The organism is Oceanobacillus sp. FSL W8-0428 (assembly GCF_038004405.1).
Taxonomy (GTDB): Bacteria; Bacillota; Bacilli; order Bacillales; family Amphibacillaceae; genus Oceanobacillus; species Oceanobacillus sojae.
Genome location: NZ_JBBORB010000001.1, coordinates 4,444,845 through 4,471,067, shown reverse-complemented (window position 1 = coordinate 4,471,067; position 26,223 = coordinate 4,444,845). Strand labels below are relative to the sequence as shown.

The following is a 26,223-nucleotide window of genomic DNA, read 5'->3' as shown; positions in this document are numbered from 1 at the left end:
TGTTATAGAAATATACAGATGGAAACTATAAAAGATAGCTTGTTCTATTCCATTTTTTTCATTCATATAGTGGATACAAAGCACGATGAAAGGAGTTCTTTCATGAAACGCGCATCCACAATTATAATAAAAAAACGAATTGTCACCGTTTTTTTATTTGCGATCCTTGTATTCCTTGTTATTATTGCAAGACTGGCCTATGTTCAGCTTGTATTAAGTGATGATTTATCAGACAGTGCCAATGATTTATGGACAAGAGATATAACATTTGCTGCAGAAAGAGGTTATATTCTTGATTCGGAAGGGGAGATTCTTGCAGAGAATGTAACTGCTCCTACTGTTTTATTAATGCCGCGGCAAATTAAAGAACCTGAAAATACTGCCAAACTTTTGGGGGAAATCCTCGATGTGCCGATTGAAAGAATGATGGAATTAGTTACACAAAATTCTATGAGTGTAATGGTGAGACCAGAGGGTATTAAAATTAATAATGAGCAGGAGCAGGCGATCAGGGAGTTAGATTTAGATGGCGTTTATTTAGCGAAGGATTCAAAAAGACATTATCCAAATCACAGTGCTTTATCACATGTGTTAGGATTTACTGGCATAGACAACCAGGGATTGATGGGGCTTGAATTATACTATGATGATAAATTAAAAGGTGAGAATGGAAGCTTATCGTTTTACTCAGATGCAAAAGGAGGAAGGTTAGATCAGCTTGCGGACGAATACAAGTCTCCAAAAGATGGCTTGAATTTGAAAACCACGATTAATAATAAAGTAACAACAATTATGGAGAGAGAGCTGGACCAAATTGTAGCTGAATATAATCCAGACGGAGCGATGGCAATTGCGGTCGATCCTAAAACAGGCGGCGTTCTGGGGATGTCCAGCCGTCCGAATTTTGATCCGGAGAATTATCAGGATGTAGATGCTTCTATATTTGGGAGAAATCTGCCTATTTGGAGTACGTATGAGCCTGGATCAACATTTAAAATTATAACGTTAGCAGCTGCTTTAGAAGAAGGTGTCGTTGATTTAGAGAAAGATAGATTTTATGATGATGGTGATATTAAAGTGGGTGGAGCAACAATCCATTGCTGGAAGCGTGGAGGACACGGAGATCAGTCCTATCTCGAGGTTGTTCAAAATTCCTGTAACCCGGGGTTTGTAAATTTAGGACAAATGATTGGAACAGAAAAGCTTTTTTCATATATCGATGCCTTTGGATTTGGTAAAAAGACAGGAATTGATTTACAAGGGGAAGGAAACGGGATTCTTTTTAAACCGGAAAATGTAGGGCCAGTTGAATTAGCGACTACTTCCTTTGGACAGGGTGTATCTGTAACACCCATTCAACAGGTGATGGCTGTTGCTGCCACAGTAAACGGCGGCTATTTATATGAGCCGATGATTGCTAAGGAATGGGTTGACCCTGTAACCGGAGAAGTTGTTGAATCCTATGAGCCCAATTTGAAGGGGCAGGTAATCTCACAGGATACATCGGAAACGATTCGGGAAACATTAGAAACAGTCGTTGCACAGGGGACGGGAAGACCTGCTTATGTGGATGGATATCGTGTTGGCGGTAAGACGGGTACAGCTCAAAAGGTAGGCCCAAACGGCGGTTATTTAGAAAATAACTATATTGTATCCTTTATCGGTTTTGCGCCTGCGGACGATCCTGAAATTGTCGTTTATCTGGCTGTCGATAATCCTAAAAATACGATTCAATTTGGTGGTGTTGTTGCTGCACCTGTAGTCGGAACAATTATTGATGACAGTCTGCGGGCAATGGGTGTAGAGAAGCGTACAGACGGATTAGAAAAAGAATATGCCTGGCCAGACCAGCCTAAAATTGAAGTACCGGATTTTATTGGAGATAGTACGGATAAATTGGCCGAGTATCCTTTAGATCTTTCCATTGAAGTAAATGGCGAAGGAGACGAAATTATTGATCAGTCACCAAAAGCGGGAACAATGCTAGAATCTGGAAGTACCATCCGGTTATTTTTAGGTCATGAAAATGATCGTTAAATCCTAAAAAATTTGCTATAATAGATTCTGTTATCTTTACTACAAATATAAAAATGTAAACAGTAGCTTTTCTGAAGTAAAAACTTATTCGGCAACCCTCTTAAACCAAAGATTGGTTGAGAATACATTAAAGGGAAAAGAATAGAAATAGGGTGTAAAAATGAAACTTATAGAATTATTAGATGGAATAGGATTCTATCAGACAACAGAATCAATACAGGATATAGAAATTGTAAATGTAGAAATGGATTCCAGAAAAGTAAAATCCGGGAGCTTGTTTGTATGCATTGAAGGTTATACCGTAGATGGTCATGACTTTCTAAAGCAGGCAATAGACAATGGAGCTGCAGCAGCAGTTATCTGCAAAGACGTGGATGTTGACGGGAATATCCCGCTCATCCGCGTAAAGGATACAGGGCGTGCTTTAGCAATGCTTGCAGCAGTATATTACGATTACCCAACAACAAAATTCCCGCTGATCGGTGTTACTGGTACGAACGGGAAAACAACAACAACCTACCTGTTAGATACTATTTTTGAAAAACAGGGTAAGAAATCTGGTATTATTGGAAGCATCCAGGTAAAAATCGGTAATGAAACATTCCCGGTAGCTAACACAACACCTGATGCGTTAGAGTTGAATCGTATTTTTCATCAAATGCAGGAAAAGGAAGCAGATCAGGTCATTATGGAAGTTTCTTCGCATGCCTTAGACATGGGAAGAGTTTTTGGCTGTGATTATGATATTGGTATTTTTACCAATCTGTCACAGGATCATCTCGATTATCATAAAGATATGGATGATTATTTGCGGGCGAAGAGTCTTCTCTTTTCAGGATTAGGAAATGATTATCATCAAGGTAAGAAGAAATGTGCTATTATCAATGAGGATGATGAATCCAGTGATTTATTAAAACGCAGTACAGCCCAGCAGGTGATTACATACAGCTGTAAGCAGGATGCGGATGTTATGGCAAAAAATATTATGTTATCTCCTGCCGGTGTAGCATTTAATCTTGTGACTCCAATCGGAACAACACATATTAAAACCCATTTAATTGGAATGTTCAATGTGTATAATATGCTTGCTGCAAGCAGCGCTGCAATCGCATCTGATATAGATTTAGAAGTGATTAAAGAGGCTCTGGAGGATATCACAGGAGTAGACGGCCGGTTTGAACCAATTAGTGAAGGACAGGATTTTTCTGTGATTGTTGATTTTGCACATACTCCTGATTCCTTGGAGAATGTCTTGCAAACCAGCCGCGAATTTGCGAAGCGTAAAGTTTATGTTGTTGTAGGGTGCGGAGGTGACCGGGACCGTACTAAACGTCCGTTAATGGCAGATGTTGCTGTGAAATATGCAGATCACGCGTTATTTACATCGGATAATCCACGTACAGAGGACCCGGTGCAAATTTTGGACGATATGACAAATCATTTATCTGATAAAGAAGCAGCCTTTGAAGTGATTGTCGACCGTACAGAAGCAATTAAGCATGCTGTAGAGCTGGCTCAAAAAGACGATATTATTCTAATTGCAGGTAAAGGGCATGAAACTTACCAAATTGTTGGCAAAACAAAATATGATTTTGATGATCGTCAAGTTGCCAGGGAAGCAATTAAAGAGAAAGGGGAGTAAGGCATGTTGATTACTGCAACACAATTAATGGAATTATTCCCCCAGCATCAAGGGAGTGTACCAGCTGGTTTAGAAATTCATGAAGTGATTAAAGACAGTCGTACTGGTTCTCATAATGGGCTATACGTACCTATTTCCGGTGAACGGTTTGATGGGCATCAATTTATTGGCGGAGCAGTAGAAAAAGGAGCAGTAGCAACCTTTTGGCAAAGAGAAATACCGCTGCCTGAAAATCTCCCTTCCTCTCTTCTGGTTCTTTTTGTAGAGGATACAGTAAAAGCATTGCAGGAGCTTGCAGCTGTTTATCGCAGGGAAGTTAATCCGACTGTAATCGGCATTACTGGATCAAATGGAAAAACAACTACAAAAGATCTGGCAAAAGCTGTTTTGCAGACAACCTTTAAAACTCATGCAACAAAAGGGAATTTCAATAATCATATTGGACTTCCATTAACGATTTTATCTATGGACCAGAAGACAGAAGTGCTGATTTTGGAAATGGGCATGAATCACTTTGGAGAAATAGAGCTTTTAAGTAATATAGGCGAACCTGATATAGCGATAATTACAAATATTGACGGACAGCATATTGAAAATCTGGGCTCTAAAGAGGGAATTGCCAAAGCAAAATTAGAAATTGTTTCAGGGATAAAACCGGAGGGTATGTTAATTATTGACGGAGATGAATCTCTTTTAACAGATGCCGTTGTACCAGTTCGTAAAACACTAGTGGGACTTGGTGAGAATAATGATGTCGTTGTCAGCAATATAGCAGTTGAAGAAACAGTAACTACTTTCGAGATTGGCGAGGAATCCTATCAAATTCCGCTCTTGGGAAGGCATCATGCGAAAAACGCAGCTTATGTTATTAAGCTGGCTTATGAACTGGGAATAACATCCGAGGCAATACACAAAGCATTTGGGCAATTAGAGATGACAAAAATGCGCTTTGAAAAGCATGTTGGCCAAAAAGGCATTACAGTAATTAATGATGCTTATAATGCTTCACCTGCATCTATGAAAGCATCCATTCAAGTTGTAGAAGAAATGAAAGGATATCAGCATAAAATTCTTGTTCTTGGTGATATTTTAGAGCTTGGTGATTATGCGGAAGAATTCCATCGGGGTATTGCAGATGTGATTAATTCTGAGATTACAGCTGTGTATACGTATGGAAATAATTCCTATTACATACATGATGAGCTGAAAAGGAAGCTTCCTGAGCTGCCTGCTGTACATTTAGCAGACAAAGATGAACTTGCGGGTCATGTAGAAAAATATTTGCAACCAGAAAACCTTATCCTGTTGAAGGCATCAAGAGGAATGAAATTTGAAACATTTTTAGAGCAATTATGTTAAAGAGGATGTTCAAAAAGTCCAATAAAGATGACATGGCGAATTTCTGCGTTGACTGACATTTTCCTATACTCACGTATTATAAAGTATACGCTCCGTTCGGAAAATGCCAATCGCCGTGAACTTCTTGGTCCTATTTATCGGACTTTTTGAACAGGTACTTAAAGACATCTTATAGGCGTGTTTAAAACAGTCAGGAAATGGAATCAGTGCGGTATTTTGGGAGTTAAAGAACAAAACCCATGAGAATTGCACTGATTCTATCGTGTTTTTTTAACCACACCTATAGAAGGTTACAAATGAGGTGGAGAGAAAATGAATATTACAGGTTTATTAATTACACTCGCAGTAGCGTTTCTTATTACAGTTCTTCTATCTCCAATTTTTATCCCTTTTTTAAGACGATTAAAGTTTGGACAAAGTATTAGAGAAGAAGGCCCTGAATCTCATCAAAAGAAATCAGGAACTCCGACAATGGGCGGAATTATGATAGTTTTCAGTATTGTAATTACATCACTGATCATGGGAATGAGAACGGACAGTGGAATAGGCTATGAACTATGGTTATTACTTTTTGTATTATTCGGCTATGGTCTATTAGGATTTTTAGATGACTATATAAAAGTAGCAATGAAACGAAACTTAGGATTAACATCGAAACAGAAGCTATTTGGGCAAATTATTATTGCACTTATATTTTATTTTGTTTTACGCGGACAAGATTTCTCAACAGAGATTGCAATTCCGGGGACATCCTTTCAATTTGATATTGGCTGGTTCTATGCAATTCTTATTATTGTAATGCTTGTAGGAGCTTCCAATGCTGTTAACTTAACAGACGGATTAGATGGTTTATTGGCTGGTACAGCCGCAATTGCATTCGGTGCTTTTGCAATTATTGCATGGTATGGCGTGCCTAACGATATGGTAACAGTTTTTTCTTTAGCAGTAGTTGGTGCTTTACTGGGATTTTTAGTATTTAATGCACACCCTGCCAAAGTATTTATGGGAGATACAGGTTCATTGGCGCTAGGCGGAGCTATTGCGGCAATTGCAATACTTTTGAAACTGGAGATTTTATTAATTATTATTGGCGGTGTGTTTGTCATTGAAACGTTATCCGTAATTATCCAGGTCATTTCCTTTAAAACAACTGGAAAGCGTATTTTCAAAATGAGTCCGTTACATCACCATTATGAATTAGTAGGATGGTCTGAGTGGAGAGTCGTTACAACGTTCTGGTTTGCTGGTCTCCTATTTGCAATTCTTGCAATTTATATTGAGGTGGGTATGTAATGAATACAATGAAACAATTTCCAAAAACAGTGCTTGTCTTAGGGCTAGCTCGAAGCGGTACGGCTGCTGCCAGGGTTCTTTTGGACGGTGGTAAAGATGTAACAGTGAATGATCAGGCGGCATCCTATGACGATGATTCTGTACAGGAGCTTCAAAGAAAGGGAGCACACCTTGTACTTGGCTCTCACCCTTTAAGTGTTTTAGGGGGGATAGAGGTAGTGGTCAAAAATCCCGGCATCCGCTATGATCATCCGATTATCGCAGAAGCTATAAGGAGAAATATTCCTGTAATCACAGAAGTAGAGCTTGTGTCTTACTTAACGCAACAGCCAGTCATAGGGATTACTGGTTCAAATGGGAAAACAACTACTACGACGTTAATTACAGAGATGCTGAAATATAGTGATTGCAATGTGAAACTTGCCGGCAATATTGGAATTGCAGCGACAGAAGTGGCACAAACAATGCAAGCAGATGAAAAAATGGTTATTGAGCTGTCATCTTTTCAATTGCAGGGAATATCAGAATTCCGTCCCACTACAGCAGTGCTGTTAAATATTTTTGAAGCTCATCTGGATTATCATGGTGATCTGGAAAGCTATGTAAATGCAAAATGTAATATATTTAAAAATCAGCAGGCGGATGACTATCTTGTATATAATGCGGATGACTCTACTCTTAAAGAAAGAGTGACTCATACAAATGCAAAAAAAATACCGTTTTCTGTAACCAAAAACCTGCAACAGGAAGGTGCCTGGGCAAATGAAACGCATGTATGCTTTTTCGATGAAGCAATTATTGCATTGGAAGACATCGTGCTGGTCGGGAAGCATAATTTGGAGAATATCCTGGCAGCTGTTGCAGCAGCAAAACTAAATGGAGCAACAAATGAAGGAATTCAGCATGTCCTAAGAACTTTTTCTGGTGTGAAGCATCGTTTAGAGTTTGTTGGAATGATTCAAGACCGTTATGTTTACAATGATTCTAAAGCAACGAATATATTAGCCACTCAAAAAGCACTGGATTCTTTTAAAAAAGGAATTGTTCTGCTTGCAGGCGGGCTGGATCGTGGGAATGAATTCGATGAACTTATTCCTCATTTGAAAAATGTAAAAGCAATGGTTGTATTTGGAGAGACTGCTTCAAAATTAGAACGTATAGGAAGAGAGGCTGGCGTCCAGGTAATAAAGCATGCAGAAGGTGTTGATGATGCTGCAAAGATCGGATTTGCATTAACAGATGCAGGAGATATTCTGTTGCTCTCTCCTGCATGCGCAAGCTGGGATCAGTATAAAACATTTGAAGAAAGAGGAGACATATTTGTCCAAGCCGTTCATACAATAAACTAAGGGGCTTGAGCAAATTAATGGATCTGAAATAACAATAATAAACAAATTCGGACAAGCCGATTAGTTAATAGCATATTAAAAAATGCCCCTATTTCCAAAGTTTAATTTCATGGAAAGAAGGGGTATTTTTGCATAAATTCATTCAAAATCAAAATAAAGTGGATAAAATATTATTTGGAATAATTGTAATCCTATTATGTCTGGGTATGCTGATGGTTTATAGTTCATCTTATATCTGGTCAGAGTATAAGTTTAATGATTCATTTTATTACTTGAAACGACAGCTTTTATTTGCTGGAATCGGATTTATTGGGATGATTGTTATTTCTTATTTTCCCTATTATATGTGGAAAAAGTATGCAAAAATATTACTATTTGCTTGCTTTGCTCTGCTTATACTTGTACTAATTCCGGGAATTGGAATGGTTCGCGGAGGAGCACAAAGCTGGATTGGCATCGGTGCATTCAGTATTCAGCCATCTGAATTTATGAAACTGGGACTAATCATTTTTCTGGCATCTATTTTGTCTGACCATCAAAAATATATTACTTCTTTTAAAAAGGGGTTCTTACCGTGTCTGCTTTTAATTTTTACAGCATTCGGTCTAATTATGCTTCAGCCTGATTTAGGTACAGGAATGGTACTTGTGCTTACATGCATGATTATGCTTTTTGTAGCCGGAGCCAGGCTGTCCCATTTCTTTGGATTAGCAGGTATTGGAGTACTCGGATTTATTGGATTGATAGCTTCTGCTCCTTACAGGATTAACCGGATTTTAGCTTTTTTGAATCCATGGGAGGATCCTTTAGGGCATGGATTTCAAATTATTCAATCTCTCTATGCTATTGGACCAGGGGGGCTGATGGGACTGGGGTTAGGTAATAGCTTGCAAAAATATTTTTATCTTCCTGAACCGCAGACTGATTTTATTTTTTCTATAATTGGTGAAGAATTAGGTTTAATTGGAGGTTGTACAACTATTCTATTGTTTTTTCTGTTATTATGGAGAGGAATTAAAATTGCAATTGAAGCACCGGATTTATTTAGCAGACTGTTAGCAATTGGAGTAGCAGGTATGCTGGCGTTACAAGCGATGATTAACATTAGTGTTGTTATAGGATTGATTCCAGTTACAGGAATTACACTTCCTTTTCTCAGCTATGGGGGTTCTTCGTTAACCTTGACTCTCTGTGCAGTAGGTATTCTGCTAAGTATCAGCAGACATGCCAAAAGTATGGAGAAAAGTACGAAACCAATCATTTAAACTATTAGGAAATAAGAATCTGCATTAAAATTTATCGATGATAAATCAGATATCATCAGGTGATTTTGCAGATTATTGCAGGATGAGTAACCTTAAGCGGCGGAAAATAATATGTTTCCGCCGGTCACAAACTCATTTCCTCGATGCAAAGCGTATGTCATTTCAGTGCTGGGACAACGTTTTTTGCACTTTCCCACAAGAGTCTCCATGTTTCTCCTTCGTCAGCCAGCTTCATAATCATAGTTATACTTTCATTTCAGTTACAGTTTTGAACAAATCGTTTTTTCGGTTAGAAAATTGTTTTGTGTGGATTATTATTTATAGATAATCTACTAAAGATTTCACGTTACAACGCTGCAATTCTTGTTTTTTAGCTGGATCTGCTAGAGTTTTTCTAAAAAAAAGGAAAAAACTTTATAAACAATCGAAGTCAACTACGTGTAGCACCTTAATTTGTGATATAATTTTTGTAAATACGAGGGAATGGACTCATACAGTTTTATTCTCTGAAAATAATGGGTAAAGGAAGAAATGGAGATGAGTGATAAAAATATCGTTTCTATTGAGGATCGAATCCCAAAGTTGAAACAAGCTAGAAAGAAAAAAGCAAACAGGCGATTAATATTTTATCTATCTATATTTTTCTTTCTCATTGCTATTATTGTTTATTTACAATCTCCATTGAGTGAGATACGGTCGATTGAAGTAAACGGTAATATATTTTTAACGGATGAGTACATAATAGATGAATCGGGCTTAACAGAAGGATCAAATATTTGGTCTATGAATGCATCTTCTGCTGCATTAAAAATAGAAGATGATCCTGTCATTGAACAAGCATCTATTACCCGAAGCTTTCCCCGTACTGTAGTAATTGAGGTGGAGGAGCAGCCTGTTCTTGGTTATATCCAGGAGGGCAGGGAGTATTATCCAGTTCTGGCGGACGGCCAAGTTATCCAGCAAAATGCACAGGATTCTCTAAGCAATGCTCCATTAATGGCAGGATTTAATGAAGAGCAATTAACAGAGCTGGCCGGAGAAATGAAGGATGTTCGTCCGAGTATTTTTAATATGATTTCTGAAGTTGAACGGAATGATTCAGATACAGATGAAAAAGCCTCACTTATTACACTATATATGAGTGATGGTTATCTGGTACAGGGTAAAGCGGACCAAATGTTTGATAAATTGGATTACTACCCGTCAATTGTTTCTCAGCTTGAAGAGGGAGATAGTGGTATAATTCATATTGGGGTCGGCGTCTATTTTGAATCCTTCCAAAAAGATGAGATGGAAGAAGTAGATATCGAAGACGATATGGAAGAAGATGAAGAAACAGGAAATGAATAATTTGCAGAATAAAGTCATATATCATCCTTTTTTTACGAATGGTATACTGTCGATTTTTATAGAAATAGGTTACTTGAAAAAATAAGCATAAAATATGTTTATTTTTTATTCATTTTCTTTTAGAATTAAAGACTATACAAAGGATAACGTGGCAGTAAAAATATCACAGGCATATTTTTACGAGGAGGTGCTCTTTTTTGAACAACAGTGAAATATTAGTTAGTCTTGATATTGGGACAAATACTATAAAAGTAATTATTGGAGAAGTACAACATGACTCTTTAAATATTATTGGAGTAGGAACTGCAGCATCAAATGGAATGAAGAAGGGTGCTATTGTTGATATCGACCAGACTGTTCATTCTATCAGAAGTGCAGTCGAGCAGGCTGAAAGAATGGTTGGTATGGAAATTAACCGTGTTGTAGTAGGTGTAAACGGCCATCATATTCAGCTTCAGTCGTGTCATGGCGTAGTAGCTGTGCAAAGTGAGAATCGTGAAATTAATGATGAAGATGTAACTAGAGTGATTGACGGAGCTCAAGTAATATCCATTCCCCCGGAACGGGAAATTATTGATGTTATTCCAAAACAATTTATTGTGGATGGATTGGATGAAATTACAGATCCCAGAGGAATGATTGGTGTCCGTTTGGAAATGGAAGGAACAATTATCACTTGCTCTAAGACAATTCTTCATAATATCCTGAAATGTGTAGAGCGTGCTAATCTAGAAGTCTCAGATATTTGTCTTCAGCCGCTCGCAGCTGGTACAGTAGCCTTATCAAAGGATGAGATGAATATGGGCTCAGCCCTTATTGATATTGGTGGCGGATGTACAACAGTATCTGTATTTGAAAATGATCATCTGGCTGCGACAAGCGTAATCAATTTAGGCGGAGATAATATAACCAAAGACTTATCAATCGGTTTGCGTATCTCTACAGAAGAAGCAGAACAAATCAAATTAAATTATGGATATGCATTTTACAACGATGCTTCTGAAGAAGAAACTTTTGAAGTAACAACTATTGGAAGTAATCAGAAACAAGTATTTAATCAACTTCAATTAGCTGATATGATTGAAGCCAGATTAGAAGAAATATACACTTATGTTGATAGGGAAATTCGAAAAATGGGATATCAGGAATTACCTGGCGGATTTGTATTAACAGGTGGCACCATTGCAATGCCTGGAAGTTTAGAGCTGGCACAGGATTTATTTTACTCCAATGTTCGTGTAGCTATTCCAGACTATATTGGCGTCAGAGAAGCACAATTTACATCTGGTGTCGGTATCTTACAGTTTGCTTATCGTAACGCTAAAATTCAGGGGAAAGAATTGTATCCTGCAGTGGCAGTGGGAGATGAAGGTGAACAGCGGCAGGTAAAGCAGTCCAGACCTGCAAGTGAAAAGAAAGAAAAGAAAAAAGACAAGAAGAAAGAATCAGGATTTGCTAATCTATTCAAATATTTCTTTGATTGATTTCTGCCAGCAGAAGTTTATATCGGAAATTGTTCGTAATTAGTAGACTAGGAGGAAACCATAATATGTTAGATTTTGATACAAACATGGAAGAATTAGCAACGATAAAAGTTATTGGAGTTGGCGGCGGCGGAAATAATGCCGTTAACCGTATGATTGAGCATGGTGTAGAGGGCGTTGAATTTATCGCGGTAAATACAGATTCCCAAGCCTTAAATCTTTCCAAAGCTGAATCCAAGATACAAATTGGAGGAAAATTAACCCGCGGTCTTGGTGCTGGTGCCAACCCGGAAGTAGGAAAGAAAGCGGCAGAAGAAAGTAAAGAGCAGCTGGAAGAAGTATTAAAAGGAGCGGATATGGTTTTTGTTACTGCAGGAATGGGCGGCGGTACAGGAACAGGTGCAGCTCCAGTTATTGCACAGGTAGCTAAAGATTTAGGTGCATTGACTGTCGGCGTTGTTACCCGTCCATTTTCCTTTGAAGGAAGAAGAAGATCAACGCAGGCAATTTCCGGTATCGATACACTTAAAGGAAGTGTGGATACATTAATCGTGATTCCAAATGATCGTTTGCTGGAGATTGTCGATAAAAACACTCCAATGCTCGAAGCATTCCGTGAAGCAGATAATGTGCTTCGCCAAGGTGTACAAGGCATTTCAGACTTGATTGCAAAACCAGGTCTTATTAACGTTGACTTTGCTGACGTGAAAACGATTATGTATGATAAAGGTTCAGCATTAATGGGTATTGGTATTGCAACTGGAGAAACAAGAGCAACAGAAGCTGCTAAAAAAGCAATTTCTTCTCCGTTACTGGAGACTTCCATTGATGGAGCACATGGTATTTTAATGAATATCACTGGTGGTACAAACTTAAGTCTGTATGAAGTACAGGAAGCAGCAGATTTAGTTACTTCTGCTGCCGATCAGGAAGTTAATGTAATTTTTGGTTCTGTTATTAATGAAAATCTTAATGACGAGATTGTTGTAACAGTAATTGCTACAGGTTTTGATGAAAATGCACAACCAAAGGCAGATGCCCGTCAAAAACAACAGCGTCCAAATATAGGACAAACACAGCAGGCTGCTGCGAAACAATCAAATGAATCAAATCATCCTGTCAGGGAAAGAGAAACTTCCAATCCATCACCTTCTAAGCCTCGTCCAGAGGAAGAAGAGTTAGATATCCCGACTTTCCTGAGAAATCGCAATCGTAATCGTTAAGATGTAAATATGAGATAAAAAGCTCTGTGCTCTGGAGAAAATCCTCCAGCACAGAGCTTTTTTGATTTTGAGAACCAAACAGAAAGTTAAAATGCTCTATATCCTTGGACACAAAGTAAACGTTCCTGATTTAATAATATTTTTGCATTTAGCAAAGCAAATTATAAAATTATTTTCCTTATATCCTGTCATAAAGGCTGCTGATAAGGCCTCTCCACTACCTTCTAAAATCATTAGACATTAACTCTAAGAATAAGTGCTAAATAGCTTAATTTTGCATACAAGAATTGACAGACTTTTCTTTTTCAATTGTCTATACTTTCATCATACATTACTTCCTATCTATTTAAAAATATATTCAAAAAGCATATGGAAGGTAATTTTTTCACTGGCAATCAGCAACATTTTAGGGGGGGTGCAGCAAAGATTGTCTATTTATTTAGACGTAATTTGGACATTAAATTTTATGGTGGATTTAATGCTGCTGATGCTTGTACAGCTACTTGCCCGAAGTCCAGCAAAAAAGATTCGTTTATTTATTGGTGCATTTATTGCTTCATGCATTGTTCCACTGACAATTTTATATCCAAATTCATTTTTTAATCATGTTGCCGGTAAGCTAATTTATTCTTTTCTCATCATTTTTAGTACATTCGGATTTAAAAGTCTATATCGCTTTATTAAACTGTCATTGCTCTTTTATTTCGTATCCTTTGCAATTGGGGGAGGATTAATGGCGATTCACTTTTTCCTCCAGCGTCCGGTCACTGTTTCGCTAGAGGGCGTTATTACTTTTAATCAAGGCTATGGAGATCCTGTCAGCTGGTTATTTGTTATAACATGTTTTCCAATTATCTGGTATTTCACAAAGCGAAGAATGGACGAGCATGTGGGGGAGCAAGTGAAATATGATGAGATGCATAAGGTTATATTGACGATGAATCATCAGTCTTTTGAATCTGTCGGCTACATTGATAGTGGAAATCAGCTGATTGACCCCCTAACCAAACAGCCTGTAGTTATTTGTGACCGGCCATTTTTAAAGCAGTGGTTTGATGAAAAAGAATGGGAAGAGCTGCAACAGGTTAAGGAGACTCTTGATTTTGAACAGCTGCCAAAGAAGTGGGAGGATAAACTGCATATGATTCCGTATCAGGGAGTTGATGGAGCACATTCTTTTATGCTGGCAATCAGGGCTGAGGAGCTGACTATTTTTTATAATAATGATGTTTTACAGACGGCAAATGTATTAATTGGAATTCAATTTGGGGAACTGGAAAGAGATGGACAATATCATTGTCTGTTGCATCCCCTTGTGATTAAGCAATCTATTATACAATCTGCATAAAGGAGAGTGCGTCAAGTGTCTGTTTGGAAATTTAAATTAAAATTACGCTGGTATCAATTTCTGCGAAAGATTGGGTTAAAGCCAAAGGAAATCTACTATATTGGCGGGAGTGAGGCATTGCCGCCACCTTTGTCAAAACAGGAAGAACATGAACTGTTAAAAAAACTTCCTAAAGGAGATCAGGCTGCAAGATCTATGTTAATTGAAAGAAATCTGAGATTAGTGGTTTATATTTCTAGGAAATTTGAAAATACAGGAATTAATATTGAAGATTTGATCAGTATAGGAACAATTGGATTAATTAAAGCTGTAAATACTTTTAATCCAGAAAAAAAGATTAAATTGGCAACATATGCATCTCGCTGTATTGAAAATGAAATCCTCATGTATTTGCGCAGAACGAATAAATTAAAGACAGAGGTTTCCTTTGATGAACCACTGAATATTGATTGGGATGGCAATGAACTCCTATTATCGGATGTGCTTGGGACGGAAGAGGATATTATTACAAAAAGTATTGAATCGAATGTTGATAAATCACTGTTAAAATCAGCATTGGGTAAATTAAATGCCCGTGAAAAACAGATTATGGAATTACGCTTTGGACTAATTGGTGATGATGAAAAAACGCAGAAAGACGTAGCTGATATGCTGGGAATTTCCCAGTCTTATATTTCCCGTTTAGAGAAGAAAATTATTCGGAGGTTAAAAAAAGAATTTAATAAAATGGTTTAGCTTGATATATCAATTATTCTCCGCATAACATTGCTTTTTTTACAATTTTTCCCTGAATAAAAACTCTCCCCGGGGAGATACTGTCCTTGAACAGCATCTAAGATTGGGGAGGTTTTCGGGAATGACAAGACATAAAGTTGAAATATGCGGGGTTGATACATCAAAACTTCCAGTACTTAAAAATGATGAAATGAAAAAATTATTTATTCGAATGCAAGAAGAAAATGATATAACAGCCCGGGAAGAATTAGTGAATGGCAATTTGCGTCTTGTTCTCAGTGTCATTCAACGATTTAATAATCGCGGTGAATATGTTGATGATTTATTTCAGGTTGGGTGTATTGGTTTAATGAAATCTATTGATAATTTTGATTTATCGCATAATGTACGTTTTTCTACCTATGCTGTTCCAATGATTATTGGTGAGATTAGAAGGTATTTACGGGATAATAATCCTATTCGTGTATCCAGATCTTTACGGGATATTGCTTACCGGGCTCTGCAGGTCAGAGAGCAATTAATCAGTAAAACATCCAAAGATCCATCTCCCGCTGAAATAGCGAAAGAAATGGGAGTAGAGCAGGCTGAGATAGTCTTTGCACTGGATGCGATTCAAGATCCTGTTTCACTTTTTGAGCCAATTTACAATGATGGCGGCGACCCTATTTTTGTAATGGATCAGCTAAGCGATGATAAGGATAAAGATTCATCATGGGTAGATAAGCTATCCTTGAAAGAAGGAATGCACAGGTTAAATGCAAGAGAAAAAATGATTTTAAATAAGCGCTTTTTTCAAGGAAAAACACAGATGGAAGTGGCTGATGAGATTGGAATCTCCCAGGCACAAGTGTCCAGACTTGAAAAAGGTGCTATCAACCAAATGAATAAGCAAATGTTTGAATGAATATAAGCCTTGCCCACAGCGGTAAGGCTTTTTTTTAGAAAGTATATAAAAATGCTGAAGACTAGACGGTCCAACGGTTTTCATGGGGTGAGTAATCGCAGCCCCAGAAATACACTACACTTTCCGTGGGCCCAGAGCTCATCTCCTCTAAAGAAGACTTAGCAATTGGCAAGCCGACAGTCGCAGACAAAGCTAAAGTCGCACTTATACCTGTGGTAGAAAAAAGAAGAGCACTTTTTTCTTGCGGAAGCATACAGGACGTATGTCAATTCGGTGCCTGAGACAGAACGTCGCGAACTTAACCGAACTTCCTTTTCCGTTTTGCGCGCATTCCCACAGGAGTCTCCGTATATTTCTTCTGGGACTGGGACTGCGATTACTCGTCCCATCAAAAAACTTCGCAGCGGACATCTCCTTAGCAAGAACAAGTGATTTTCTTGGTTTTTCTCATGCAAGTGAACCTCTGCATCACAAGAACATCTGGTTTTTATTTTCCATGAAAAAAAGCATGTTCCCATGCATAGGATAATAAGAGGGAGGGAGCTGGGATGGTGAAACTATCTGAATTGCAAATAAAAGAACTTATTGTTATGGACGATGGAACACGTTTAGGACATATTATAGACTTAGAGATAGATGGGAGAACTGGAAGGGTTATTGCAATTATTGCGGAAGGAAAAGGCAAAAAATCAGGAATGTTTGCTAAGGCAGGAGAGCTTTTTATTGCCTGGGAAAAAATTGTACGGATTGGAGAAGATGTTATCTTAGTGGAAAAAGTAAAAGGACCGGATCTCTATACAGAAGATTAAGGAGAAATTATCGATATAATGTGTTAAAATAAGACACAAAATTGATTTTAAAAAGATTGCTCAAAAAATTTAATGAAAATATAGTAATCAAAGGAATTTGAATTCATCATTAAAGCGAAAAGAGGGAAAGAGACATGGAGCCATTTAAGCTTAAAAGTGAGACAAGACTTCATTTATCTTCATTGGAGGAGGAAATTCCGGGTCTGATTGCAGGCTTTACAACAAAAAACGGTGGAGTAAGTGAGGGAGCCTACAGGCAATTAAATATGGGGCTCCATGTATTTGATGACGAAAAAAAGGTGTTGGAAAATCGGAGTATTCTAAGTCAGGAGCTTAATATCCCGCTTAACCGCTGGGCTTGCGGCGAACAGGTTCATGGAACAGAAATTCATCTGCTGGATATTGAAGATGCCGGAAAGGGCAGTATTTCATTTGATTCCAGTATATCTGGAGTCGATGGATTAATTACAAATGAAGCGGATCGTATACTTGCAACAGCTTTCTTTGCAGATTGTGTTCCGCTGTTTTTTGTAGATCCAACCACAAGGATAGCTGGCATTGCCCATGCCGGCTGGAAAGGGACTGTTGGACAGATTGCAGGGAAAATGGTTCAGGAATTGGAGCAGGCCGGAGCATCTGTAAAAGATCTGAAGGTTGCAGTTGGTCCGAGTATCTCCAAAGAAAGCTACGTTGTTGATGATACCGTACTATCTCATCTTAGTGAGGACCAAAAACAAAAATTCACCGAAGAAGTATCACCAAATCAATATTTAATTGACTTAAAAGAGCTAAATGTCGATATTCTTGTACAATCTGGTGTCTTTCGTCATAATATAGAGATAACAAAATATTGTACTTTCCAAGATGAGACGATATTCTTCTCTCATCGTCGTGATAAAGGAAAAACAGGAAGAATGCTGGGGTTTATTGGCTTTGAGAAACAGAAGAAGTAATGGAGGAGTAGAATGGTTGCTGTAAGTGAAAATCTTATTAAAATTCAAGCAGATATAGAGCAGGCTGCGGAGAGAGCTGGCAGAAATAAAGAAGATATTAATATTATCGCTGTAACAAAATATGTTACAATAGAACGAGCAAAAGAAGCATTATCTGCCGGGGTAACCAACCTTGGTGAAAATAGAAATGAAGGATTTTTAGCGAAATTTGAAGAGATTGGGGAAAGTGCCACATGGCACTTTATTGGATCATTGCAATCCAGAAAAGTAAAAGATATTCTTCATCATATTGATTATATTCATTCACTAGATAGAAAATCTTTGGCAAAAGAAATTAATAAGCGGAGCCAGAAAACAGTTTCCTGTTTTGTTCAGGTTAACGTAAGCGGTGAGGAATCGAAGCATGGATTAGCTGAAGACAAAGTGGAACCCTTTATAAAAGAATTGGCTCTTTTTAAGAATATCCGCGTTGTCGGCTTGATGACAATGGCTCCGCATGTTGATAATCCGGAAGAGGCCCGTCCGCTGTTTAAAAAATTACGGCTGCTGCGCGATTACATCCAGAGCCTGCATTTAGACTATGCACCATGCGAATACTTATCTATGGGAATGAGTAATGACTATAAAGTTGCTGTAGAAGAAGGCGCTACACATATCCGTATAGGGACAAAACTGGTTGGCAAAGAACTTTAAAGTGAGGTGTAGAGAATGAGCTTTAAAAAGAAGCTTAAGAATTATTTCACTCTGGATGATGAATATGAGTATGAATATGTAGAAAATGAACAAGAAGAAGAACCCCCTCATACTCAGGAAAAAACAGCAGCGAGTAAAAATGTTGTGAACCTTTCCAGTATACAAAATACGAGTTCAAAGGTTGTCCTGGCAGAACCAAGAAATTATAATGAAGCTCAGGACATAGCAGATAACATTGTGAACAGACGTGCTGTGATTATTAATTTGCAGCGGGTGGATCATCAGCAGGCAAAGCGTATTGTTGATTTTCTGAGTGGAACGGTCTATGCCGTAAAAGGGGATATTCAGAAATTAGGTTCTGAAACATTCCTATGTACACCAGACAATGTGGAGATTACTGGAAGCATTTCTGAAATGTTGTATGAACAGGAAGATTATGATAAAGGATGGTAGCAGCAGATGTTGGCACAAATCGTTTCAATAATAAGTTTTGCTTTAAGCATTTACAGCTTTGCACTGATAGCATATATTTTAATGTCCTGGTTTCCGGGAGCAAGGGAGTCACAATTTGGGGAAATGCTAGGGAAAATTTGTGAGCCTTATTTAGAGATTTTTCGTAAATTTATTCCGCCGCTTGGTATGATTGACTTTTCACCAATTGTTGCTATACTCTTGCTGCAGTTTGCAAGACAGGGCTTTATGCAATTTGCAATGATGTTTTAGGATTCAGAGAAAGGGATGACCATGGAAGTTTATCAGCATTTTCGAAAAGAAGAACAGCCTTTTATAGATCAGGTCCTCTCCTGGAAAGACCAGGTGGAGCGGTCTTATATTCCGAAGCTGACTGATTTTTTGGATCCTCGTGAGCAGGAAATTGTACAGATGCTTTTAGGAACCAGCCAAGATGAACTGCAAACAGAAGCCTTTGGCGGGTCAGAATACAGCGAACGGAAAAGGATAGTTATTGCGCCTGTTTATGAAACCATTACAAAGGATATGTTTCAAATTCAACTTCTAGAAGCGGTTTATCCAGAGAAATTTGTAAGTCTGGAGCATCGTGATGTAATGGGGGCTTTTTTATCACAAGGTGTAAAGCGTAAAAAACTTGGAGATATTACGGCAGCAGATGGGAAAATTCATTTGCTGGCAGCAGGAGAGGTCGTTCCGTTTATTCAGATGAATTTGACCTCAATCAAAAAATCCCGTATCTCCTTTAAGGAACAATCCCTTGAATCTCTGGCTGTCAAAAAAGAAAATTGGAAAGAGTATGATAAAACAATCTCTTCCCTGCGATTAGATACAGTGATTAAAGAGATATATGGATTATCCCGAAAAGATGCAGCTGCACTTATTCAAAAACTGCTTGTAAAAGTAAATTATCGGGTAGTGGATGATGTGAAATTCCAACTACAGGAAGGAGATATGCTTTCTGTACGTGGAAAAGGCAGAAGCAAAATAGTTGAAATACGCGGGAGATCGAAGAAAGACAAAATTAAAATGACGGCTGCAATTTTACAATAAGTGCTGGCATTTACGCTGGAATTATTGAATAATAAAGAGAGAAATTGACAGCTTGGAACCGATTAGGGAGGTGGAGATGGTGGCATTATCACCATTAGATATTCATAATAAAGAATTTGCAAGAGGATTCCGGGGCTATGATGAAGATGAAGTTAATAAATTCCTTGATCAAGTAATGAAGGATTATGAAATTGTTATCCGTGAAAGAGATGAATTAGATCAAAAGGCAAAAGAGCTTCAAGAGCGATTAGGGCATTTTACAAACATTGAAGAAACGCTAAACAAATCTATTCTTGTTGCCCAGGAAACAGCAGAGGATATTAAAGGCAGCGCGCAAAAAGAAGCAAAATTAATTATGAAAGAAGCAGAAAAAAATGCCGACCGAATTGTAAATGAAGCATTAAGTAAAGCACGGAAAATTTCACTTGATGTAGAAGAATTGAAAAAACAAGCGAAGGTATTCCGTTCAAGAATGCGCATGCTGGTCCAGGCACAATTGGAAATGCTGGGTACAGATGATTGGCAAGAATTATTTGATACTGAAGTAGATGAAGACTTGGAACTGATGGAGCATGAATCATAAAGGCTTGACTTAGGATTGTATATTACATATAATTCATACAAGTATAATGTTTTTTTGACACTTATTTTACATTAAAAAAATCATGATGTTTATAGGAATACAATGAAAGAGAAAGTATAGAAGAATATTCTGTATAAGCGAGTCAGGGATGGTGTAAGCCTGATACAGAAATCTTTTAGAAAATCACTCTGGAGTAGCTGTTATGAATACACGTAGTAACAGCCGACTGTCCACGTTACGGATTTCGAGTGAATTTAATGCCGGGCATTAAATTTATAAGGGTGGTACCGCGAGTCTTCTCGTCCCTTTAGGGATTAGAGGGCTCTTTTTGTATATAAATAATTATTTTTTAGGTCATAAAAATAACAGGAGGGAATATCTTGGAATATAAACAAACACTATTAATGCCAAAAACAGCGTTTCCTATGCGGGGAAATCTGCCAAATAAAGAACCTGAACGTCAAAAGAATTGGGAAGAAAGTAACCAGTATCAAAAAAGCTTAGAGCGTACAAAAGGAAGACCATTATTTATTTTACATGATGGGCCTCCGTATGCGAATGGAGATATTCATATTGGACATGCGCTTAATAAAATCCTGAAGGACTTTATTGTTCGGTATAAATCTATGACAGGCTATTATGCTCCGTATGTTCCCGGCTGGGATACACATGGATTGCCAATCGAGACTGCATTGACAAAGAAAAAGAAAGTAAAGCGCAAAGAGATGTCTGTTGCTGAATTCCGTAAGCTTTGTGAAGAATATGCACTTGGACAAATTGACAGTCAGCGTACGCAATTTAAAAAATTAGGAGTTCGCGGAGATTGGGATAATCCATATATTACGTTAACAAAGGATTATGAAGCTTCCCAAATTAAGGTATTTGGAGAAATGGCAAGAAAAGGCTATATTTATAAAGGTCTTAAGCCCGTATATTGGTCTCCTTCTTCGGAGTCTGCACTTGCAGAAGCAGAAATTGAATACCAGGATAAGCGCTCACCTTCTATCTATGTTTCTTTTGAAGTAACGGATGGTAAAGATGTACTTGATGGTGATGAGAAAATCATTATTTGGACAACTACTCCATGGACGCTTCCTGCTAACTTAGGGATCAGCCTGCATCCAGATTTAAGCTATGTTGTTGCCCAAGTAAATGATGAGAAGTATGTTTTAGCAGAAGCTCTGCTCGAAGATGTCAAAGAAGTATTAGGCTGGGAAGATGTAACTGTTGTGAAGAAGTTTAAAGGTCAGGAAGCTGACAGAGTAGAAGCGCGGCATCCATTCTATGATCGCAAATCGCTTGTCATGCTTGGAGAGCATGTTACAACTGATGCAGGTACAGGCTGTGTTCATACAGCTCCTGGGCACGGGGAAGATGACTTCTATGTTTGCCGTAAGTATGGTATCGATGCATTTTGTCCAGTCGATGAAAAAGGCGTGTTTACAAGTGAAGCGCCAGGATTTGAAGGACTATTCTATGATGATGCAAATAAAGTAATTACGGAAAAATTAGATGAAACTGGTTCCTTGTTAAAATTAGAGTTTATTACGCACTCTTATCCGCATGACTGGAGAACCAAGAAACCGACTATTTTCCGTGCGACGTCACAATGGTTTGCTTCCATCAAGGACTTTCGCCAAGAAATCCTTGATGAAATTAAGAATGTGAATTGGTATCCGCATTGGGGAGAAACAAGACTATATAATATGGTAAGAGATCGTGAAGACTGGTGTATTTCCAGACAGCGTGCTTGGGGCGTTCCTATCCCTGTCTTTTACGGGGAAGATGGTACACCGATTATTACAGATGAAACAATCTCTCATGTATCTGATCTTTTCCGAGAGCACGGTTCAAATATTTGGTTCGAAAGAGAAGCAGAGGATTTATTACCGGAAGGATTTACATCAGAGCATAGTCCAAACGGTAAATTTACAAAAGAAGTTGATATCATGGACGTATGGTTTGATTCAGGTTCATCCCATGAAGGTGTCCTTATGAACCGGCCGGAGCTTCAGCGTCCGGCAGATATCTATTTAGAAGGCAGCGATCAGTATCGCGGCTGGTTTAACTCATCATTATCTACATCTGTGGCAGTGACAGGGAAAGCACCATATAAAAATATCATCAGCCATGGTTTTGTACTTGATGGAAACGGCCGTAAGATGAGTAAATCATTGGGTAATGTTATTGTTCCTTCTAAAGTACAAAAACAATTAGGATCAGATATTTTAAGACTTTGGGTTGCAAGTGTTGATTATCAGGCAGATGTACGTATTTCTGATGATATTTTAAAACAAACATCTGAAAGCTATCGTAAAATCCGAAATACCTTCCGTTTCTTATTAGCGAATCTTGCAGATTTTGATCCTGCTAAAGACCGGGTGAAGGATGAAGACCTGCAGGAAGTAGACCGCTATATGCTTTATCGCCTGCAGCAAGTGTTAAAAGGCGCACGTGACAATTATGAGCACTTTGAGTTTGCACCGGTGATTAATCAGGTTCATAATTTCTGTGCAGTTGATTTAAGCTCCTTCTATTTAGATTTTGCGAAGGATATTCTATATATTGAAGCTGCTGACCATCCGCGTCGCCGCAGTATTCAGACAGGCTATTATGAAATCCTGACAACACTTGTGCAAGTCCTTGCTCCAATTATTCCTCATACAGCTGAGGAAGTATGGGAATACATTCCGGGAGTAGAAGCGGAAACCGTCCACTTTACTGATATTCCTGAACCGCGTAAGGTTGCAGATTCAGAAGGTATTGTCGGGAAATGGGATCACTTTATGGAAGTGAGAGACGATGTTCTGAAAGCTCTTGAAGAAGCCAGAGCAGAGAAGGTTATCGGGAAATCATTAGAAGCTAAAATCACATTAGCTCCTCTTGATGAAGAGACAAAGCAGGTGCTTGAAAATGTAGCTGATCTGCATCAGTACTTCATTGTTTCTGAAGCAGTTATTGCAAGTGAAAAAGGCATCGGAAAAGAATATGATTATGTAGAGGTTGCAGTTGAAAAGCATCCCGGCGAAACATGTGAACGCTGCTGGGTTGTTTCTGAAACAGTAGGTGAAGATAAAGACCACCCGACACTTTGTGCAAGATGTGCCAGTGTTGTAAAAGAAAATTATACAAATTAAAATACTAAAAAAAGTCAGTCTTGAAAATAGGGCTGGCTTTTTTTAGAATAAGAAAGTATAAAAAATGCTGGAGATAACCGCTCCGACGGGTTTGATGGAGGAGTAATCTTAGGCTCCAGAAATACACTCCGCTAGAATTAGTATAAATTCTTTGTAAGAAAGAAAAAGAAACATATTTTCACATAGATGGGAGTGAATGGAAGTCAACTCCTGTGGGAAAAGCAACCGGTGAAGACCTGATCAGGAAGCGGTTTTCTTCCGAGGAGGCTAAACGTTGTCCGCGGAAAGCGACTTCCTGGGACTGGGACTGCGATTACTCGTCCCATCGAAAACCGTCGCAGCGGACATCTCTTTGGCAAGAGCACTTTTCCCTATGGTTGTTTCTTGAAAATTACCAGCATAAAGGATAAGATAAAAAAGACTTCCTTAGATTGGAGAAATGAACATGTGGAGATACTATCTGATTGCACTTGTCTTAATTGGAATAGATCAATGGACAAAATGGCTTGTTGCTACGAAAATGGAAATAGGTGAATCAATACCAATTATTAATGATTTCTTCTATATTACCTCCCATCGTAATTCTGGAGCAGCATGGGGCATTTTAGAAGGACAAATGTGGCTATTTTATATCATAACAGTAATTGTTATTGCCGGATTAATATACTTTTTACATACACATGGAAAACAAGATTTCCTGATTGCTGCAGGAGCTGGTGTATTAATAGGAGGAGCGGTTGGGAATTTTATTGATCGCATTTTATTTCAAGAAGTGGTTGATTTTGCAAACTTCTATATTTTCAATTATAACTTTCCGATATTCAACGTTGCTGATGCTTCACTAACCATAGGAGTTATTATGGTAATCATTGCAATTATATTGGATGAAAGAAAGCGGGGCAAAGAGAAAAAATGACAGTAAACCAGCACACAGTAACGGAAACAGAGCATAAAAAAAGAGTTGATAAAATTCTCTCTGATTTACTGCATGAACATTCGCGTTCACAAATTCAAAGCTGGATTGAAGAAGGCAATGTAAAGGTGAATGGTGAAATAGTCAAGGCAAATCAAAAATGCCAATCAGGTGAAATGATTAGTTGGGAAATTCCAGAAACAAAGCCGCTTGTACTCGATCCGGAGAATATTCCTTTGGATATTGTCTACGAGGATGAGGACCTGCTGGTGATTAATAAAGAAAAAGGAATGGTTGTACATCCTTCTGCAGGACACCGTACAGGAACATTAGTACATGCGTTATTATACCATTGTACAGATCTGTCAGGTATTAATGGTGTGGAACGCCCGGGAATTGTGCACCGGATTGATATGGATACAAGCGGACTGTTAGTTGTAGCTAAAAATGATTTCGCACATCAGCATTTATCAAAACAGCTGCAGGAAAAACAGTTAAAAAGAATATACGAAGCAATTGTGCATGGAGAAATTGGTCATGAGACTGGATTGATTGATGCACCTATCGGCAGAGACCCGAAAGACCGTCAAAAAATGGGAGTTGTTGATAGTGGAAAACCAGCTGTTACACATTTCCGGGTGCTGGAACGCTTTCCTAAGTATACCTATGTTGAATGTCAGCTGGAGACGGGAAGAACACATCAAATACGTGTTCATATGCAATATATTGGTTTTCCGCTTGTGGGAGATCCTAAATATGGACAGCGTAAATCATTAGATGTACATGGTCAGGCTCTGCATGCGAAGCAAATTGCTTTTATACATCCAAGGACAGAGGAATGGATGGAATTTGAAGCTGCACCGCCTGCTGTCTTTACAGAGGCACTCGACCAAATCCGCAAAATGTATTGACAGATTCGTCACATTCTGACATACTAAATAAGAATAAATGAAGACCTTTAACAATAGTCCTGTGAGGCTAGGAAGGATACGTCAGCAAGTTTGCTTAAGGTATGCGTATGCCCTTTTCCATCAACAGGAAAAGGGCTTTTTTATACGGAAGGAGCGGAACCGGGATGAAGAAAAAAACAGAGATTCTTGATGCGGCTGCAATAAACAGAGCATTGACCAGAATGTCTCATGAGATTCTGGAAAAGAATAAAGGTGGAGAGAACCTTGTTTTAATTGGAATCAAAACAAGAGGCGTTCCGCTGGCGAAAATTATTCAGGAAAAAATAAAACAGATTGAATCGATTGATGTTCCTTTTGGTGAATTAGATATTACAATGTACCGGGATGATTTGGAGAAAAAAAGTAATCACGAGGATCCGCAAATCAATTCAGTTTCTATTGACATGGATATAACAAACAAGCAGGTAATCCTGATTGATGATGTTCTTTATACAGGCAGAACAGTCCGTGCGGCAATGGATGCAGTAATGGATGTCGGCAGACCGGCAACGATTCAGCTTGGTGCTTTAGTAGACCGTGGCCATCGTGAGCTGCCTATTCGGGCTGACTATGTGGGTAAGAATATTCCTACGGCTGAACAAGAAATAGTTGTTGTCCAGCTGAGTGAAGAAGACCAGATTGACCTTGTTTCTATTTATGAAAAGAATACATGAT

General features: G+C 38.3%; 23 protein-coding genes and 1 other annotated feature. All 23 genes read left to right on the top strand.

Annotation, left to right across the window (positions count from 1 at the left end; translation table 11 throughout):
• Window positions 1–102: 102 nt before the first annotated feature.
• The 23 genes from MKY30_RS21525 (at window position 103) to pyrR (ending at window position 26,222) form a co-directional block, all read left to right on the top strand.
• Window positions 103–2,037 (top strand): stage V sporulation protein D, encoded by a 1,935-nt coding sequence (locus MKY30_RS21525; protein ID WP_147209624.1) that lies wholly within the window; start codon window positions 103–105, stop codon window positions 2,035–2,037.
• Window positions 2,038–2,197: 160 nt separating this feature from the next.
• Window positions 2,198–3,679, top strand: a complete 1,482-nt coding sequence (locus tag MKY30_RS21520; protein WP_341085345.1) for a UDP-N-acetylmuramoyl-L-alanyl-D-glutamate--2,6-diaminopimelate ligase — start codon at window positions 2,198–2,200, stop codon at window positions 3,677–3,679.
• 3 nt (window positions 3,680–3,682) lie between these two features.
• Window positions 3,683–5,038, top strand: coding sequence for a UDP-N-acetylmuramoyl-tripeptide--D-alanyl-D-alanine ligase (locus tag MKY30_RS21515; protein ID WP_341085344.1), 1,356 nt, complete (start codon window positions 3,683–3,685; stop codon window positions 5,036–5,038).
• A 312-nt stretch (window positions 5,039–5,350) separates the two neighbouring features.
• Entirely contained in the window at window positions 5,351–6,331 is a 981-nt protein-coding gene (mraY, locus tag MKY30_RS21510) for a phospho-N-acetylmuramoyl-pentapeptide-transferase (protein WP_147209621.1), read from the top strand.
• Window positions 6,331–7,680, top strand: coding sequence for a UDP-N-acetylmuramoyl-L-alanine--D-glutamate ligase (murD, locus tag MKY30_RS21505; RefSeq protein ID WP_341085343.1), 1,350 nt, complete (start codon window positions 6,331–6,333; stop codon window positions 7,678–7,680). Before mraY ends, murD begins: the two co-directional genes overlap by 1 nt.
• A 128-nt stretch (window positions 7,681–7,808) precedes the next feature.
• The gene (spoVE, locus tag MKY30_RS21500; RefSeq protein ID WP_147209619.1) at window positions 7,809–8,945 is read left to right on the top strand and encodes a stage V sporulation protein E; all 1,137 of its coding nucleotides are present in this window, start codon (window positions 7,809–7,811) and stop codon (window positions 8,943–8,945) included.
• 537 nt (window positions 8,946–9,482) lie between these two features.
• Window positions 9,483–10,295, top strand: coding sequence for a cell division protein FtsQ/DivIB (locus MKY30_RS21495; RefSeq protein ID WP_147209618.1), 813 nt, complete (start codon window positions 9,483–9,485; stop codon window positions 10,293–10,295).
• Window positions 10,296–10,492: 197 nt separating this feature from the next.
• The gene (ftsA, locus tag MKY30_RS21490) at window positions 10,493–11,779 is read left to right on the top strand and encodes a cell division protein FtsA (RefSeq protein WP_147209617.1); all 1,287 of its coding nucleotides are present in this window, start codon (window positions 10,493–10,495) and stop codon (window positions 11,777–11,779) included.
• A gap of 65 nt (window positions 11,780–11,844) precedes the next feature.
• Entirely contained in the window at window positions 11,845–13,002 is a 1,158-nt protein-coding gene (gene ftsZ, locus MKY30_RS21485; protein ID WP_147209616.1) for a cell division protein FtsZ, read from the top strand.
• 427 nt (window positions 13,003–13,429) lie between these two features.
• Window positions 13,430–14,350 carry a sigma-E processing peptidase SpoIIGA gene (spoIIGA, locus tag MKY30_RS21480; protein ID WP_341085341.1) on the top strand — a complete coding sequence of 307 codons (921 nt, stop codon included), beginning with the start codon at window positions 13,430–13,432 and terminating at the stop codon, window positions 14,348–14,350.
• A gap of 15 nt (window positions 14,351–14,365) precedes the next feature.
• On the top strand, window positions 14,366–15,085 hold the full coding sequence (sigE, locus tag MKY30_RS21475; RefSeq protein ID WP_147209614.1) for an RNA polymerase sporulation sigma factor SigE: 720 nt from the start codon (window positions 14,366–14,368) through the stop codon (window positions 15,083–15,085).
• A gap of 121 nt (window positions 15,086–15,206) precedes the next feature.
• Window positions 15,207–15,989, top strand: a complete 783-nt coding sequence (gene sigG, locus MKY30_RS21470) for an RNA polymerase sporulation sigma factor SigG (RefSeq protein ID WP_147209613.1) — start codon at window positions 15,207–15,209, stop codon at window positions 15,987–15,989.
• 548 nt (window positions 15,990–16,537) lie between these two features.
• A complete protein-coding gene (locus MKY30_RS21465; RefSeq protein ID WP_147209612.1) occupies window positions 16,538–16,798 on the top strand; it encodes a YlmC/YmxH family sporulation protein in 261 nt (86 codons plus the stop codon).
• Between the two features lie 134 nt (window positions 16,799–16,932).
• A complete protein-coding gene (gene pgeF, locus MKY30_RS21460) occupies window positions 16,933–17,751 on the top strand; it encodes a peptidoglycan editing factor PgeF (protein WP_156986037.1) in 819 nt (272 codons plus the stop codon).
• A gap of 12 nt (window positions 17,752–17,763) precedes the next feature.
• Window positions 17,764–18,444, top strand: coding sequence for a YggS family pyridoxal phosphate-dependent enzyme (locus MKY30_RS21455; RefSeq protein WP_147209610.1), 681 nt, complete (start codon window positions 17,764–17,766; stop codon window positions 18,442–18,444).
• A gap of 15 nt (window positions 18,445–18,459) precedes the next feature.
• Entirely contained in the window at window positions 18,460–18,897 is a 438-nt protein-coding gene (locus MKY30_RS21450; RefSeq protein ID WP_147209609.1) for a cell division protein SepF, read from the top strand.
• A 9-nt stretch (window positions 18,898–18,906) separates the two neighbouring features.
• Window positions 18,907–19,167 carry a YggT family protein gene (locus MKY30_RS21445; RefSeq protein WP_371863284.1) on the top strand — a complete coding sequence of 87 codons (261 nt, stop codon included), beginning with the start codon at window positions 18,907–18,909 and terminating at the stop codon, window positions 19,165–19,167.
• Window positions 19,168–19,188: 21 nt separating this feature from the next.
• A complete protein-coding gene (locus MKY30_RS21440) occupies window positions 19,189–19,965 on the top strand; it encodes a YlmH family RNA-binding protein (RefSeq protein WP_147209685.1) in 777 nt (258 codons plus the stop codon).
• Window positions 19,966–20,044: 79 nt separating this feature from the next.
• Window positions 20,045–20,548, top strand: coding sequence for a DivIVA domain-containing protein (locus tag MKY30_RS21435; protein ID WP_077601503.1), 504 nt, complete (start codon window positions 20,045–20,047; stop codon window positions 20,546–20,548).
• A gap of 93 nt (window positions 20,549–20,641) precedes the next feature.
• Window positions 20,642–20,858: a binding site (T-box leader), on the top strand.
• 70 nt (window positions 20,859–20,928) lie between these two features.
• Window positions 20,929–23,685 (top strand): isoleucine--tRNA ligase, encoded by a 2,757-nt coding sequence (ileS, locus tag MKY30_RS21430; RefSeq protein WP_156986038.1) that lies wholly within the window; start codon window positions 20,929–20,931, stop codon window positions 23,683–23,685.
• 445 nt (window positions 23,686–24,130) lie between these two features.
• Entirely contained in the window at window positions 24,131–24,601 is a 471-nt protein-coding gene (gene lspA, locus MKY30_RS21425) for a signal peptidase II (RefSeq protein WP_341085338.1), read from the top strand.
• Window positions 24,598–25,509, top strand: coding sequence for an RluA family pseudouridine synthase (locus tag MKY30_RS21420; protein ID WP_341085337.1), 912 nt, complete (start codon window positions 24,598–24,600; stop codon window positions 25,507–25,509). The genes lspA and MKY30_RS21420 overlap by 4 nt, the downstream gene beginning before the upstream one ends.
• A gap of 164 nt (window positions 25,510–25,673) precedes the next feature.
• Complete coding sequence (pyrR, locus tag MKY30_RS21415) at window positions 25,674–26,222, top strand: bifunctional pyr operon transcriptional regulator/uracil phosphoribosyltransferase PyrR (RefSeq protein ID WP_147209604.1); 549 nt, start codon at window positions 25,674–25,676, stop codon at window positions 26,220–26,222.
• The last annotated feature ends 1 nt before the right edge of the window (window position 26,223 follow it).

Excerpts from the sequence above, each read along its gene's own strand:
- MKY30_RS21525 (WP_147209624.1), top strand. The coding sequence starts at position 103 with ATGAAACGCGCATCCACAATTATAATAAAAAAACGAATTGTCACCGTT.
- MKY30_RS21520 (WP_341085345.1), top strand. The coding sequence starts at position 2,198 with ATGAAACTTATAGAATTATTAGATGGAATAGGATTCTATCAGACAACA.
- MKY30_RS21515 (WP_341085344.1), top strand. The coding sequence starts at position 3,683 with ATGTTGATTACTGCAACACAATTAATGGAATTATTCCCCCAGCATCAA.
- mraY (WP_147209621.1), top strand. The coding sequence starts at position 5,351 with ATGAATATTACAGGTTTATTAATTACACTCGCAGTAGCGTTTCTTATT.
- murD (WP_341085343.1), top strand. The coding sequence starts at position 6,331 with ATGAATACAATGAAACAATTTCCAAAAACAGTGCTTGTCTTAGGGCTA.
- MKY30_RS21495 (WP_147209618.1), top strand. The coding sequence starts at position 9,483 with ATGAGTGATAAAAATATCGTTTCTATTGAGGATCGAATCCCAAAGTTG.
- ftsZ (WP_147209616.1), top strand. The coding sequence starts at position 11,845 with ATGTTAGATTTTGATACAAACATGGAAGAATTAGCAACGATAAAAGTT.
- sigG (WP_147209613.1), top strand. The coding sequence starts at position 15,207 with ATGACAAGACATAAAGTTGAAATATGCGGGGTTGATACATCAAAACTT.
- MKY30_RS21465 (WP_147209612.1), top strand. The coding sequence starts at position 16,538 with ATGGTGAAACTATCTGAATTGCAAATAAAAGAACTTATTGTTATGGAC.
- pgeF (WP_156986037.1), top strand. The coding sequence starts at position 16,933 with ATGGAGCCATTTAAGCTTAAAAGTGAGACAAGACTTCATTTATCTTCA.
- MKY30_RS21455 (WP_147209610.1), top strand. The coding sequence starts at position 17,764 with ATGGTTGCTGTAAGTGAAAATCTTATTAAAATTCAAGCAGATATAGAG.
- MKY30_RS21450 (WP_147209609.1), top strand. The coding sequence starts at position 18,460 with ATGAGCTTTAAAAAGAAGCTTAAGAATTATTTCACTCTGGATGATGAA.
- MKY30_RS21440 (WP_147209685.1), top strand. The coding sequence starts at position 19,189 with ATGGAAGTTTATCAGCATTTTCGAAAAGAAGAACAGCCTTTTATAGAT.
- lspA (WP_341085338.1), top strand. The coding sequence starts at position 24,131 with ATGTGGAGATACTATCTGATTGCACTTGTCTTAATTGGAATAGATCAA.
- MKY30_RS21420 (WP_341085337.1), top strand. The coding sequence starts at position 24,598 with ATGACAGTAAACCAGCACACAGTAACGGAAACAGAGCATAAAAAAAGA.
- pyrR (WP_147209604.1), top strand. The coding sequence starts at position 25,674 with ATGAAGAAAAAAACAGAGATTCTTGATGCGGCTGCAATAAACAGAGCA.